This window comes from Yersinia ruckeri ATCC 29473 (assembly GCF_000754815.1).
Lineage (GTDB): Bacteria > Pseudomonadota > Gammaproteobacteria > Enterobacterales > Enterobacteriaceae > Yersinia > Yersinia ruckeri.
This window is the reverse complement of record NZ_KN150747.1, coordinates 337,444-351,676: the sequence shown is the minus strand read 5'-3', so window position 1 is coordinate 351,676 and position 14,233 is coordinate 337,444. Positions and strand designations below refer to the sequence as shown.

Here is a 14,233-nt window from a genome sequence, read left to right as displayed (position 1 = left end):
TGACTACAGCGTGGTGATTACCAGCGGTAGTGGGCGAACGCCTTGTTGGCTTCTGCCATGCGGTGAACGTCTTCACGTTTCTTAACAGCAGAACCTTTGTTCTCTGCTGCGTCAGACAGTTCATTCGCCAAGCGCAAAGCCATGGATTTATCACCGCGTTTACGAGCAGCATCAACGATCCAACGCATTGCCAAGGCATTACGGCGAACCGGACGAACTTCAACTGGTACCTGGTAGGTTGAACCACCCACGCGGCGAGACTTGACTTCTACAGTCGGGCGCACGTTATCAAGAGCGGTTTCAAACGCTTCCAGGTAGTCTTTACCAGAGCGCTGAGCCAGGGTTTCTAGCGCGGTATAGACAATTGCTTCTGCAGTAGATTTTTTACCGTCTACCATCAGGATGTTTACAAATTTGGCCAGTAACTCAGATCCGAACTTAGGATCTGGCAAGATTTTACGTTGACCAATAACACGACGACGTGGCATGGAAATACTCCGTTGTTAATTCAGGGTTGTCCAAAACTCTAAGAGTTTATTTTGACATTAAAGTGAAAATGTTTGGCCTTACTTAACGGAGAACCATTAAGCCTTTGGCTTCTTCACGCCGTACTTGGAACGAGCTTGCTTACGGTCTTTAACACCTGAACAGTCAAGCGCGCCGCGGACGGTGTGGTAACGCACACCTGGCAAGTCTTTAACACGACCGCCACGGATCAGGATCACGGAGTGTTCCTGTAGGTTATGACCTTCACCACCGATGTAGGAGGTGACTTCAAAACCGTTAGTCAAACGCACACGGCAAACTTTACGCAGTGCGGAGTTAGGTTTTTTCGGGGTGGTGGTATATACGCGGGTACATACACCACGTTTCTGCGGGCAGGCTTCCAGTGCAGGAACGTTGCTCTTGGCAACCTTCATGCTACGTGGCTTGCGAACCAGCTGGTTAATCGTTGCCATTATTAAAAAAGCTCCTGGTTTTTGCTTCGTAAACACGTGATAAATCCACCTCGTATGCACTAAGGGCAGAGTACGAGGACGCAGAATTTTATGGCTGACTACCTAAGGTGTCAAGAAATATACAGCATTAGTCGTATTACCATGCCAAGTGTTGACGATGTTTAGCGGTTAAATCGACGAAGTCATTATAACCGATTGCCGCAATTTTGTCTGAATTTTGACCAATAAGACCGCGGGCCGCCAAATCGTTTTCCAACACAAACAGCGAAGCTGAGTTATTTAACAAGATGTTAAGAACATCACTACCCCTAAGCGTCGCTAATACGCCATCCTGTAAAAACAGGATGTCATCCCCAACAGTGGTTAATCTTAACAGCGCAGATAAATCGCATTGAAAAGGTGAACGGCTGACGGTATACAACATGTTTAGTATCCTGATACGCTCAAAATGTCAGCACAACATCATAAGTTGCCAATTGAAGACGCAATTTTTCCGGCGATAATTTCTCAACCTGCAACACCCAATCGCTGACTTCGGTCAGACCACGTTGTTTTAGCGCCGTTTCACACACATAGCACTTTTCGACGTCATACAAAGGTAGGACACCAAAAGTCGCAATATAGTTTCTGGCGAGAACCTTTTCCGGTTGCTGCCGAGGCAAAAGTTGGAATACGCCGTCCGAGACAAAGAAAACGCCGATATCTTCGCTGAGTGCCGATGTGGCAAGTAAGGCATCCAGTCCTTCACGGCCACTGGCATTACCATGTGGCCCTTGGGTGAAAACAAAAGCCATTCGTTTCATTCTCATCCCTAAAATTGTACAACACGGTCGCATGTCAGCGCCGCTTCAGCCAATGAACCCAAGCCACTCAAGGTGAAGCCGGGTTGTAGATTAGCGCGGCTCAGACCAAGCTGGTTGGCTTCATGCTCATCACAGACGCCTCGTCGCAGCGCGGCTGCCACGCATACGTTTAGCACTACGCTGTCAGTTTTTGCCAACTGCTGCCACGCCCGAACCAGATCGAACTCATCGCTGGCCGGTGAGGTGAGCTGATTGGCATTGAGCACCCCTTCCCGATAGAAAAAGACACTCACCAGTTGGTGCCCTGCCGCCAGTAAAGCCTGTGCAAATTGGTAAGCACTAGTGGCTTGCTGAGTTCCATAAGCCGGGCCGGTAACCAGTAGACAATAACGCAGCATCAGCGTTCATGTCCTATCAGGTCACCGCTTTTGAATTGGCGGATATAGAGATAAACTGTATGTTTAGAGATGTTTAAGCGCTCGGCAACCTGGTTGATCGCATCCTTGATATCAAAAATACCCTTTTCATAAAGATTGAGTACTACTTGACGGTTTTTCGCATTATTCGACACATTACGATCCGCATTCACCTCTTCAATGGTGAATTCCAGGGTTTGAGCCACCAGATCGTCCACCGAGGAGGCAAAGTTGACCGAGGAAGGCACTTCCTGCGTTTCCGGCGGCATAAATGTCTGAATAATTTGTGAGAAAGGCACATCCAGGTTCATATTGATGCACAGCAGACCTATGACTCGTTGACTGCGATTCCGAATGGCGATGGTCACGGACTTCATCAGGACGCCGCTTTTTGCCCGAGTAAAATAAGCACGGGATACGCTACTATCAGCGCCAGCCATATCATGCAACATGCGCAACGCCAGGTCGGTGATTGGCGAACCAATCTGTCGGCCAGTGTGCTCTCCGTTGGCAATTCTGACCGCTGAACACTTTAGGTCTTCCAAGGAATGCAGGACGATTTCGCAGTGTCCACCAATCAACATGGCCAAACCATCAACGACGGCCTCGTATGATTTCAGTATTTCATAGTCCGTCTGACTAAACGGACGTTCATCCAGTAAATCCAGTTCACTGGTTTCGCCACTTAGAAGCGAATTAGACATCGAAGACACATCCTCTATATAGAGCCTGTCTCAATAGCAATGGCAGACTCATAACTCAATATCCTGAATTTTAGTCTAGCAAATATGCCAAGATAAAATCCTTGCGTTTGCGCGTGGTATTGACGTTAAGCCCACAACCCATGAGCGTCAAGTTATCAACGATAAGATAGGTGAAATGCGGTGCTGGATACAAAAACCGCCGCGAAAATAATTCGCAGCGGTTTTTAATGGTCAGATAAGCGCTACCGGCTTATTTTTTAGCTTTTGCTTCAACTTCCGCAGCCGGTTTTTCCGCAGCTACATCAGCTTTAGGTGCAGCTTTCACATCCAACAGCTCTACATCAAATACCAGAGTAGAGTTAGCTGGGATGCCTGGGACGCCATTTTTGCCATAAGCCAGTTCAGGTGGAATCACCAGCGTGATCTTGCCACCTTTATTGATTTGCTTCAGGCCTTCAGTCCAACCTGGAATAACGCCATCCAGACGGAAAGACAGTGGCTCACCACGTTTGTATGAATCATCAAATACCGTGCCGTCAGTCAAAGTACCTTTGTAGTTGACCACGACGGTATCGCTGTCTTTCAGCACATCACCAGCACCCGGTTTCTCAACTTTATACAGCAGGCCGCTAGCGGTTTTCTTCACGCCTTTCTCTTTCGCAAAGGTGTCACGGTATTTGGTGCCTTTATCTGAATTTTCTTTCGCATCCTGCTCCATTTTTGTCTGAGCAGAAGCTTTTACACGAGATTCAAAACTTTGCAGCGTTTTTTCAATTTCTTCATCAGTCAGCTTGGCTTTATTGGCGAAAGCGTCTTGAACACCGGCGATTAGCTGGTCTTTATCCAGTTTTATTCCAAGTTTTTCTTGTTCTTTCAGTGAGTTGTCCATATAACGACCCAAAGATGCACCCAGCGCGTAAGCGGATTGCTGGTCGTCATTTTTGAACTTGCTGTTAGTCGTTGCAGCCGCTTCAGGAGTTTTTGCCGCGTCAGCAGCCATAACCTGAGTTGCGTTCAGGGTCAGTGCCATGGTTGTGGCCAGCAAGGTTACTTTAAACAATGATTTCATCCATTTCTCCAATTGGCCCGGGGCTTCTTACCCCAAGCAACGATTGTGTAAGTTTTAGTACTATAACTGTCTGTGCGAAGACAAAACAATCTCTGTACTGACAGTATTCAGTGATATTTCGACTTTTTTTATCACAATAAGTTTCCTTTCTCTTGTTGTCCACGTCTGTACGAGGCATTTTGCGGCATTTACGGGTAGAATCTCGGATATGTCTGTCATTCAAACATGCGTCAATGCATGCAAGAATTATAGAATCGTCACTAGGGATAACGAGAGGAAATATTATGGAAGCGTCGCTGTTCGAACAACGGCTTGAAATGCTGGAAAGTCGCCTGGCGTTTCAGGAAGTGACCATTGAAGAATTAAATCTGATTGTGACCGAGCACCAGTTGGAAATGACCAAGCTGCGGGAACATCTGCGTTTGCTGACGGATAAATTGCGGGCTTCTCAACCATCAATGTTGGCATCACAGGCCGATGAAACGCCGCCTCCTCACTATTGAGGTTGGTATTGCAAAGAAGCCAGCCTTGCGGCTGGCTTTTTATTGACGCGTGATGCCTTAGTGGCAGCCACAACCGCCTTTACCGCAACCACCGCCTTGTTTGCCGTGATCATGGTCGTGGTCGTGGTCGTGATCATGTCCATGACCACCGCAGCAACCGTCGCCATGTTCGTGGTCATGTTCGCCGTGTACATGGCCGTGTTGCAGCTCTTCAGCCGTCGCTTCACGGATAGCTACAACTTCAACGTGGAAGTTCAGATCCTGACCAGCCAGCATATGGTTACCATCAACCACAACGTGCTCATCTTCCACTGCCGTAATTTCTACCGGCACTGGGCCCTGATCAGTGTCAGCCAAGAAACGCATACCGACTTCCAGTTCGTCAACGCCCATAAATACATCTTTCGGTACACGCTGAACCAGATTTTCATCATAGCTGCCGTAACCGTCATCAGCACTTACACGCACATCAAAACGGTCGCCCGCTTCATGGCCTTCCAATGCATTTTCCAAACCGGAAATCAGGGAACCGTGTCCGTGCAGGTAGTCCAACGGCGCACTCACCGGAGACTCATCAACTAAAACACCGTCTTCTGTACGTACCTGGTAAGCCAGGCTGACCACTAGGTCTTTTGCTACTTTCATGACATCTCCTACCCTTGGAACAAAAATTGGCACAGATTGTAGCGGAAATCTGACCCCCTGTACCCTTCAGCATAAAAAATCACTGCAGATAACGCTACTTTGGATCAAAAATACCGATAACTTGCTCTTTCGGGCGGACATGCTGATTGACCTGCTGATCGGTTTGTCGCTGATGATGACCACACTTCACACATTCCACGACTTCTACCTGATCCTCCCGCCATAAAGCGAGCGTATCCATGGCCTTACACTGCGGGCAGGTCGCGCCAGCAATAAATCGTTTACGGGTTACGGACATGATTGTCTCTCCGGTATTACTCGTATTCATCCCAACCATCGAGCTGCCTGCTTTCATGCAGCATTTCCCGTTGGAAAATATCTTCCAGTTCGCGGCGGGCCTCTTTTACTCTGGAAATCTGCGCCACATCACCATGATGCTGCGGCACTAATTCGCGCAGCATTCGCATATCCAGCCGGCGGAAATGTTGCTGTGCCCGATAAGCCTGATGGGGATGCATCCCCAATTCCAATAGTGTTTTGCGCCCCAACTCCAGCGCACTGGAGAAGGTTTCGCGGCTAAAATCTTTCACTCCGTTTTGCAATAACTCATGCGCCTCCACACGGCCTCTGGCACGAGCCAAAATATGCAGGTTAGGGAAATGTTGCTGACACAAATGCACCAAAGTCATGGTGTCTTCTGGCTCATTGCAGGTAATCACTATCGCTTTGGCTTTATCTGCGCCGGCAGCACGTAGCAGCTCCAATTCCGTCGCATCGCCGTAATAAACCTTATAACCATATTTGCGCATGACACCGACGGCGCTGACATCACGCTCCAGCACGGTAATCCGCATTTTATTGGCCATCAGTAATCGGCCGATAACCTGACCGAAGCGCCCAAATCCCACCACGATAACCTGCGGATCATTGTCTTCCACAAAGGGTTTTTCGTCGTTTTCATCGGGTGCGTTATAGCGTCGGGAAAGAATACGGTCGATGCTCTGCATCAACAGCGGTGTGGTCATCATGGACAGCGTGACAATAACCAACAGCAGCGCCAGTTGGTCTCCTGTCAGCACATGCTGGCTGAAGGCTGCCGAGAAGAGTACGAAGGCAAATTCCCCCCCCTGACTGAGTACGCCGGCAAATTGAAGACGCACCGAACGGTGTAGCCCGAATCCCCGCGCCAAGCCGTAAAGTACCGTCATTTTAATCGCAACCAACGCCAGAACGCCAAGCAGCACTTCCAGCAAATGCGTAAAAATAACACCTATATTCAGCGCCATACCGACGGAAATGAAAAATAACCCCAGCAATAATCCCTTGAATGGCTCGATCGCAATTTCCAATTCGTGCTGAAACTCGCTTTCAGCCAACAGAATACCGGCGATAAAAGTGCCCAATGCCATCGACAAACCCAGCGCGTCCATAAACAACGCCGATCCTAATACCACCAATAACGCTGCGGCAGTGAAGACCTCCCTGACTCCAGACGCCACGATATAGCGAAATAGCGGACGCAGCAGATAGCGGCCACCAATTAGCATCACGGCAAATGCCGCGACTTTCAGACCAATTTTTGCCCAGTCATTGGCACCGCCGCCGCCCGCCAAAATGGGAATCAGCGCCAATGCGGGAATCACGGCAATATCCTGAAATAGCAGTACGGAGAAACCGAGTTGACCGCCTTCATTACGGTTCATCCCTTTTTCACGCATCAATTGCAGCGCCATCGCGGTGGACGACATCGCCAAACCAACACCGCCGATCACTGCGGCCTGCCAGGAAAAATGGGTAAAGTAGAGCAACGCGCCCAATACCGCTGCCGTGATCGCCACTTGTCCTGCGCCAACGCCAAAAATCGAGCGTCTGAGCTGCCAAAGCTTGGCCGGATTCAATTCCAGGCCGATGATGAACATCAGGAAAACCACGCCCAATTCAGAGAAATGGAGAATCTCATCCACATCACGAATAAAACCGAGCCCCCACGGGCCAATGGCAATACCCGCAATCAGGTATCCCAATACCGCCCCCATTCCTAGCCGCTGTGCAATGGGAACCGCAACCACTGCGGCAAACAAAAACAGTATAATTGCGGTTAATAGCGGCGAACCTTCCATAATTATTGCCCTCCCAATCGCAAAGGTGATGATAGCCACTCAGCATAGGCCTGAGCATGGCTGCTCAACACTTCCGGTTTTTGCCGCCGCGCCCAATAAATAATCATTGGCTCAATCCAGTGCATATGACACATGGACGCCGTCAATTCGAACGGCCGTAAAATATCAACCATCGGATACTGATTATAACCGCCGACCCGATAAGCCCCTTCCGGCTCGCCAGTGGTAATCACCGAACGCCAATACTTGCCCCGTAGTGCATTACCGCCAACGCCATTGGCAAATCCGCGCGCCAAAACACGATCCAGCCATTCTTTCAGTAATGCCGGGCAGCTATAAGTATAAAGTGGGTGCTGAAAAACAATAACCTGGTGCTCACGCAGCAGTTGTTGCTCGTGGTGAACATCAATAAAAAAATCCGGATAATGTGCATAAAGATCGTGCACAGTGACATGCTCCAACTGTTTTACCGGCTGTAGTAAAACCCGGTTTGCCACTGAGTCCTGTGATTCCGGATGGGCATATAGCAGCAAAACCTTCGGCGGCGGTGACATCATTCCCCTCCAAAGCGTCGTCAGGGTGCGGGTTTTCCGTTACCATGCGTCGCAAAGACTAAAAATAGGACGTTTGACGCCCTGTTTGTAACCAACATAATGTACCCAACGTAATTGGCGTTACAGGTAGGAGGCAAGCTAACGACCTCCGGCAAGCTTATTCAATCAAGTCATGAGGATAAGTAGTGTAGCCAATCCCCGGCGACTTTAAATACCAGGGATACCTTATTATGATGACAATTTAACATACTCTAAACATACGGCACTCTATGATTGTTTTCTCCTCGCTTCAAATTCGACGCGGTACCCGCGTCTTACTGGACAATGCCACCGCGACTGTAAACCCAGGGCAAAAAATCGGGTTGGTCGGTAAAAACGGCTGTGGCAAATCAACCCTGCTGGCGTTACTGAAAGGCGAAATGGGCGCCGATGGGGGCAACGCAACCTTTCCGAGTAATTGGGCATTGGCTTGGGTTAATCAGGAAACTCCAGCACTGGATATACCGGCGATAGAGTATGTTATCGACGGTGATCGTGAGTTTCGTCAGTTAGAATCCGAATTAAAGATCGCCAATGAAAAAAATGACGGTCACGCCATTGCTACAGTGCATGGGAAACTGGACGCTATCCAGGCTTGGACTATTCAGTCACGCGCCGCCAGTCTGTTAAACGGCCTGGGGTTCTCACAGGAGCAGCTACAACAACCAGTGCGCTCTTTCTCCGGCGGCTGGCGTATGCGCCTGAATCTGGCGCAGGCTTTGGTGTGCCGCTCTGATTTGCTGCTACTGGACGAACCGACCAACCATTTGGATTTGGATGCCGTTATCTGGCTGGAGAAATGGCTGAAAAGCTATCCCGGCACACTGGTTCTGATTTCTCACGATCGGGATTTTCTTGATCCTATTATCGATAAAATTCTGCATATTGAACAACAATCGCTGAATGAATACACCGGAAACTATTCATCCTTCGAACGCCAGCGCGCGACCAAACTGGCGCAACAACAATCCATGTATCAAAATCAGCAGGAAAAAGTCGCTCATCTGCAACACTATATCGATCGGTTCCGCGCCCAGGCGACCAAGGCCAAACAAGCACAGAGCCGAATCAAGATGTTGGAACGTATGGAGATGATCGCCCCCGCACATGTTGATAATCCGTTCCGTTTCAGTTTCCGCACACCTGAAAGCCTGCCGGATCCGCTGTTACGCATGGAAAAGGTCAGCGCGGGTTATGGTGATAAAACCATTCTGCAATCCATCAAGTTGAATCTGGTGCCCGGTTCCCGCATCGGTCTGTTAGGCCGCAACGGCGCGGGGAAATCGACACTGATTAAGTTACTCGCCGGCACACTTGAGCCACAAAGCGGTGAAATTGGCTTATCCAAAGGCATCAAACTGGGCTACTTCGCCCAGCATCAACTGGAATTTCTGCGTGCAGATGAATCACCGCTACAGCATATGACGCGTCTGGCACCGAAAGAATCAGAACAGCAACTGCGTGATTATTTGGGGGGCTACGGTTTTCAGGGCGATCAGGTTACCGATCCGACTGCACGCTTCTCCGGTGGTGAAAAAGCACGTTTGGTACTGGCTCTGATTATCTGGCAACGACCAAACTTGCTACTGCTGGATGAACCGACCAACCATCTGGATTTGGATATGCGCCAAGCACTGACTGAAGCGCTGATCGATTTTGAAGGCGCGCTGGTGGTGGTTTCCCATGATCGCCACTTACTGCGTTCAACCACTGACGATCTCTATCTGGTACACGACGGAAAAGTCGAGCAGTTCGATGGCGATCTGGAGGACTATCAACAATGGCTGGTTGATGCTCAACGTCAGCAAAGTCAACAAGATAATCCAGCGAAAGAAGTCTCTGCCAACAGCGCACAACAACGTAAAGATCAAAAACGTCGTGAAGCTGAATTGCGCACGCAGACACAGCCATTGCGTAAGCAAATCATGACACTGGAAAAGCAGATGGATAAACTCAGCGCAGAGCTGGCTGCCGTGGAGCAGCAACTGGCAGACTCAGCCTTATACGATATTTCCCGTAAGGCCGATCTGACACAGTGCTTGCAACAACAGATACAAGTGAAATCCAAGCTGGAGGAAACTGAAATGCACTGGCTGGATGCACAAGAGCAATTAGAGTCACTGACCCGCTAATTTTAAGGTATTTAAGGTTTAATAACATGACGATTGCCGTAATTTTAGGATGATTACGACATGAGAAAAATTGATATCAGTATTATCGTTCCCGTATTCAACGGTGAGGCTTACCTGTCTACGTTACTCGACTCGTTGAGTAGCCAGACAGGCGTATCTATTGAAATTATCGCAGTCAATGACGGTTCCAGTGATAAGAGTGCGCAAATTCTAGCCAATCACGCGTTAAATGACCCACGCATTCAGGTTATTCATCAGTCCAATCAAGGTTTGTCCGTTGCCCGTAATACGGGAATCCGCTATGCCAGCGGTCAATGGATTGCTTTTGCCGACTGTGATGATTGGCTGGCTCCTGAAGCGTTGAAAACCTGGTTAACGCAGGCTACGGCACAACAACTGGAGATGTTAATCGGTAATGGCTACAGCTTCACTACTGACCCTAATCCCGCGCTATCCCCGCCACTTCTGCACAAACAAACCTGGGGGATGATACTGGATGGCTCCAGTTGGATTATTCACTGTGTTGAGCAACAAGAATGGCCTCATTATGCCTGGCTACAGCTGATTCGACGTGAATTTATCGTGACTCATCAATTCGCCTTTATTCCACAAATGCTACATGAAGATATTTTGTGGACGACATATTTGGCACTGGCAGCACAACGTATTGGGTTCTGCGCGACCCCTTTTTATGGTTATCGCACCAATCCGCAATCTATTACCCAAACCCCGTCGCCGCAAACTTTGCAACGTCGAGCGGAAAGCTATCTGGCTATTTTATCGGCGTTAATCAACACGGCTACCACCGCTCCAGCGCGTTTACGGCGCGCACTACTACGTCATATCAACCAAGAAAGTGGTCACCTGTTTGGTTTACTACGCAAAAAAATAACCTCCCCACCAGTACGCACTCAGTTGGCCAAGCAATTTATTGCGCTGAAATTGCCGAGACTAATATGGTTGGGAGCGGTAACCCCGCGCGAATACTGGCGAGCAATCCGCTGTATCCTGTTTTTTAGGTTATGTGTAAGGCAAAAACATCAATAATCCGGTTAAGAGAACCAGCATAATCATTGACGTAAAATAGCCTTGAAACAGGGATAAAATCCAAATGTATCCAATAAATATATTGCTTAAAGCTATGTCATAGATAAATCTATTCCCTCAACAGAGCAGCAGTATATCTACAGGAATAGGTTGCAATGCATCGCATATTGGTAATCCGGATTGATTTCCTTGGTGATATGGTATGTACCACCGCATTAATTCATGCAATGAAACAACGCTGGCCAGCGGCCGAAATCCATGTATTAGCTAATAAATATAATCAGGAAGCACTAAAAAACAATCCGGATATCAGTGCGATACATACCTATGTTTACAGTAAACAGTGCGAGCGGAACCTGCGCCCGGGTAAACTGGCAGCTATTTTTGACCGCTTGGCGCTGATCTGGCGCTTGCGCCGCCTGCGTTTCGATATGTTGGTCATTCCTAACGGTGGCATGAACAAAAATAGTATCCAATTCGCCAAACAACTTAATGTATCTGACTGCCGTTGGCACACCAAAGCAACAGAATTTGATGACCGCAATTCTGACCATATTGCTAATCGAGCGGTACGCCATGAAGCGCTGTCAGGTTTTGCATTGTTGCCAGAGCTGGGCTATCCAGATATCAGTAGCCTGCGACTTCATATTTACCCAGAACCACAGTTGCAAGCTAAATGGCAGCATGATTTAGGTGTAAAAAGCAAACTGCGGGTAGGCCTGTTTATCTCTAATAAATCTGAACAACGTCGCTGGAGTTGGGATAAATGGCATGCGCTGGCGACCAAGTTATCGCCACAAATGGAACTGTTAATATTTCATGACCCAGCAGACCATCCAACCGAGCGACAGCTTGGCGAGGTTACTGCTCGCTGGCTGGCCACTCCATCAATACCCGATTTAGTGGCGGCAATGAGTCAATTGGATCTGGTTATTTCTGCTGATAGTGCCCCTGTCCATCTCAGTGCAGCACTCGATATTCCAGTCGTGGCATTATTTGAGGCACGGCCAGAGAAATACCTGCGCTGGTATCCATTAGTCCGCCATGTCATGGTTTATGCTGGGTCACGGGTTGAAGATATTAGCGTTGATGCCGTAGAAACCGCAGTACATAAATTGGCAAATGAGCTCAACGGCTAACGCCGATAATGATCTAGCAATATTCTCGCTCGTGCTAATCGATGGTTAATCTTCAGAAATCTCAGACCGATAACCGGTCTGTTACCCAATAGTGTCGCCTGATGCATAACTTGGTTGGATTCGTACCTCAGGATGCAGAAAACCATTCGCGTGATTAATGCCAAATAAGCAGCACGCAGGCCGCAGTCAGTATCCCCATCGAGATATTGAAAGTGAACCATGCACGACGGCTACGTAACATGCGTCCAATCACGCTGCCAAATCCCAGCCAGATAGTGCTGCACACCAGATTGACCAAAAACATCCCCAGGCTAATCATCAGGATGGAATGATTATAAGCCTCTCCAACCAGACTAAAGCTGGCCACCGAGCCTAGTGCCATCAACCAGGCTTTTGGATTAAGAAACTGTAGTAACCAACCCTGATATAAACGTATCGGCTTGGGAGGTGCCATATCCGTTTCCAATGGTTGATATACCGAAGTGGCCACTTTCCATGCCAACCACAGTAAATAAAGGCTCCCCAATACCTTTAAGGCAAAATGTAGCGAAGGGTAAATCAGAATCAGGCTACCCACGCCGAATGCCACCAATAACAGCACACTTTGCATGCCCAGCATAATTCCCAGCATCAACCAAATGGATCGGGAAAATCCAAAGTTCGCGCCAGATGCGGTCAACAACATATTATTCGGACCCGGCGTGATTGCGGCAACCCAAAGAAATCCCAACATTGAAAGAAATAAACTCAGCGCCATAACGCGGGTGCCTCTTACCTTTGGAATAGATGCGATATATCAATGAAGCTAACAGTGTGATATTGATCATACAAGAGCAATTGCATGATTTATATTCACTATATGTATGAGATTTTTCGCCCCCTCGTCGGGGCAAGTAACCCACATTTGCAGACCCTATTACCGCGTCTGGTTCGCCGTAGGGTGCGCCTTCAACCCTACTGGCAAAGACTGGAGCTGCCGGATGGGGATTTTGTCGATCTCGCTTGGAGTGAAAATCCGGCTTTTGCTCAGGATAAACCTCGCGTTGCGCTGTTTCATGGATTGGAAGGCAATTTCTACAGCCCCTATGCTCACGGTTTACTTCATGCATGTCAGGAGCAGGGATGGCTCGCCGTTGTAATGCATTTCCGTGGCTGTAGCGGGGAACCGAATCGTAAATCGAGAATTTATCATTCGGGCGAAACAGAAGATGCCCGTTTCTTCCTGCAATGGCTGCGGAATCATTATGGTCGAGTTCCAACCGCTGCCATCGGTGTCTCGCTAGGAGGCAATATGTTGGCCTGCTATCTGGCACAGCACGGCGAAAATAGCCTATTGGACGCCGCGGTAGTGGTATCTGCACCTTTGATGCTGGAACCCTGCGCCGACCGTTTGGAACAAGGGCTTTCGCGTATTTATCAGCGCTATTTACTGGGTCAACTTAAACTCAATGCAACCCGCAAGCTATTGAGTTATCCAGGTAGTTTGCCACTGGATTTGTCCCAATTGAAGAATCTGCGGCGCATACGGGATTTTGACGATGTCATCACGGCCAAAGTGCATGGATTTACCGATGCGTTGGACTATTACCAACGTTGCAGCGCCTTGCCGCTATTGCCACAAATCTGCACCCCATTGCTGATTATCCACGCCAAAGACGACCCCTTTATGACGCCCGATGTCATCCCCGATCCGGCGGTATTACCGGCAAATATTGAATACCAGCTAACTGAACATGGCGGCCACGTTGGATTTGTCGGTGGCTCGATCAAACAACCACAAATGTGGCTGGAACAACGTATTCCGACCTGGCTTTCCCTTTATCTGGAGTATCAGCAGTGATTATCCCCTGGCAACACATAGACAACGAAACACTGGAAAACCTGTTGGAAAGTTTTGTACTGCGCGAAGGCACAGACTACGGCGAACAAGAGCGTACTTTGGCGCAGAAAGTTGCAGATGTTCGTCGCCAACTGGTGAATGGCGAGGCAGTGTTAGTGTGGTCTGAACTACATGAAACCATCAATATTATGCCTAAATCACAGTTTCGGGCTGGTACAGAAGAACAAGAGTAAACCACCGCGCATTCCCCCATTCACTGAGGA

General features: G+C 48.7%; 18 protein-coding genes. 6 read left to right on the top strand and 12 right to left on the bottom strand.

Annotated elements, in window-relative coordinates; translation table 11 throughout:
* Positions 1-17: 17 nt before the first annotated feature.
* The 7 genes from rpsG to fkpA all read right to left on the bottom strand — a co-directional run bounded on the left by rpsG (position 18) and on the right by fkpA (position 3,951).
* Complete coding sequence (gene rpsG / locus DJ39_RS01495) at positions 18-488, bottom strand: 30S ribosomal protein S7 (protein WP_004702306.1); 471 nt, start codon at positions 486-488, stop codon at positions 18-20.
* Between the two features lie 96 nt (positions 489-584).
* Complete coding sequence (gene rpsL, locus DJ39_RS01490) at positions 585-959, bottom strand: 30S ribosomal protein S12 (protein WP_004718567.1); 375 nt, start codon at positions 957-959, stop codon at positions 585-587.
* A gap of 136 nt (positions 960-1,095) precedes the next feature.
* Positions 1,096-1,383, bottom strand: coding sequence for a sulfurtransferase complex subunit TusB (gene tusB / locus DJ39_RS01485; RefSeq protein WP_004718565.1), 288 nt, complete (start codon positions 1,381-1,383; stop codon positions 1,096-1,098).
* 19 nt (positions 1,384-1,402) lie between these two features.
* Positions 1,403-1,768, bottom strand: a complete 366-nt coding sequence (tusC, locus tag DJ39_RS01480; RefSeq protein ID WP_087931016.1) for a sulfurtransferase complex subunit TusC — start codon at positions 1,766-1,768, stop codon at positions 1,403-1,405.
* A gap of 2 nt (positions 1,769-1,770) precedes the next feature.
* Positions 1,771-2,160, bottom strand: a complete 390-nt coding sequence (gene tusD / locus DJ39_RS01475) for a sulfurtransferase complex subunit TusD (RefSeq protein WP_038242815.1) — start codon at positions 2,158-2,160, stop codon at positions 1,771-1,773.
* Complete coding sequence (locus DJ39_RS01470) at positions 2,160-2,882, bottom strand: helix-turn-helix transcriptional regulator (RefSeq protein ID WP_004718561.1); 723 nt, start codon at positions 2,880-2,882, stop codon at positions 2,160-2,162. Before DJ39_RS01470 ends, tusD begins: the two co-directional genes overlap by 1 nt.
* A 250-nt stretch (positions 2,883-3,132) precedes the next feature.
* On the bottom strand, positions 3,133-3,951 hold the full coding sequence (gene fkpA / locus DJ39_RS01465) for an FKBP-type peptidyl-prolyl cis-trans isomerase (protein ID WP_004718558.1): 819 nt from the start codon (positions 3,949-3,951) through the stop codon (positions 3,133-3,135).
* Positions 3,952-4,235: 284 nt separating this feature from the next.
* On the opposite strand from fkpA, the gene DJ39_RS01460 reads away from it, so the two are divergent.
* Positions 4,236-4,454 (top strand): protein SlyX, encoded by a 219-nt coding sequence (locus DJ39_RS01460; protein WP_004718557.1) that lies wholly within the window; start codon positions 4,236-4,238, stop codon positions 4,452-4,454.
* A gap of 57 nt (positions 4,455-4,511) precedes the next feature.
* Here DJ39_RS01460 and slyD read toward each other — a convergent pair whose 3' ends face one another.
* The 4 genes from slyD to kefG all read right to left on the bottom strand — a co-directional run bounded on the left by slyD (position 4,512) and on the right by kefG (position 7,773).
* Positions 4,512-5,099 (bottom strand): peptidylprolyl isomerase, encoded by a 588-nt coding sequence (slyD, locus tag DJ39_RS01455; protein WP_004718555.1) that lies wholly within the window; start codon positions 5,097-5,099, stop codon positions 4,512-4,514.
* Between the two features lie 94 nt (positions 5,100-5,193).
* Positions 5,194-5,397, bottom strand: a complete 204-nt coding sequence (locus DJ39_RS01450; protein ID WP_004718554.1) for a YheV family putative zinc ribbon protein — start codon at positions 5,395-5,397, stop codon at positions 5,194-5,196.
* Positions 5,398-5,413: 16 nt separating this feature from the next.
* Positions 5,414-7,219 carry a glutathione-regulated potassium-efflux system protein KefB gene (gene kefB, locus DJ39_RS01445; protein WP_004718552.1) on the bottom strand — a complete coding sequence of 602 codons (1,806 nt, stop codon included), beginning with the start codon at positions 7,217-7,219 and terminating at the stop codon, positions 5,414-5,416.
* Positions 7,220-7,221: 2 nt separating this feature from the next.
* On the bottom strand, positions 7,222-7,773 hold the full coding sequence (kefG, locus tag DJ39_RS01440) for a glutathione-regulated potassium-efflux system ancillary protein KefG (RefSeq protein WP_038242819.1): 552 nt from the start codon (positions 7,771-7,773) through the stop codon (positions 7,222-7,224).
* A gap of 269 nt (positions 7,774-8,042) precedes the next feature.
* On the opposite strand from kefG, the gene DJ39_RS01435 reads away from it, so the two are divergent.
* The 3 genes from DJ39_RS01435 (at position 8,043) to DJ39_RS01425 (ending at position 12,130) form a co-directional block, all read left to right on the top strand.
* Positions 8,043-9,944, top strand: coding sequence for an ABC transporter ATP-binding protein (locus tag DJ39_RS01435; RefSeq protein ID WP_004718548.1), 1,902 nt, complete (start codon positions 8,043-8,045; stop codon positions 9,942-9,944).
* Positions 9,945-10,004: 60 nt separating this feature from the next.
* Positions 10,005-10,991, top strand: a complete 987-nt coding sequence (locus DJ39_RS01430; protein ID WP_004718546.1) for a glycosyltransferase — start codon at positions 10,005-10,007, stop codon at positions 10,989-10,991.
* Between the two features lie 155 nt (positions 10,992-11,146).
* Positions 11,147-12,130, top strand: coding sequence for a glycosyltransferase family 9 protein (locus DJ39_RS01425; RefSeq protein WP_004718544.1), 984 nt, complete (start codon positions 11,147-11,149; stop codon positions 12,128-12,130).
* Positions 12,131-12,284: 154 nt separating this feature from the next.
* Here DJ39_RS01425 and DJ39_RS01420 read toward each other — a convergent pair whose 3' ends face one another.
* Positions 12,285-12,887, bottom strand: coding sequence for a LysE family translocator (locus tag DJ39_RS01420; protein WP_038242820.1), 603 nt, complete (start codon positions 12,885-12,887; stop codon positions 12,285-12,287).
* A gap of 102 nt (positions 12,888-12,989) precedes the next feature.
* Here DJ39_RS01420 and DJ39_RS01415 point away from each other — a divergent pair, with 102 nt between their 5' ends.
* On the top strand, positions 12,990-13,970 hold the full coding sequence (locus DJ39_RS01415) for a hydrolase (RefSeq protein ID WP_038242942.1): 981 nt from the start codon (positions 12,990-12,992) through the stop codon (positions 13,968-13,970).
* The gene (locus DJ39_RS01410; protein WP_038242821.1) at positions 13,967-14,203 is read left to right on the top strand and encodes a YheU family protein; all 237 of its coding nucleotides are present in this window, start codon (positions 13,967-13,969) and stop codon (positions 14,201-14,203) included. Before DJ39_RS01415 ends, DJ39_RS01410 begins: the two co-directional genes overlap by 4 nt.
* Positions 14,204-14,233: the final 30 nt, after the last annotated feature.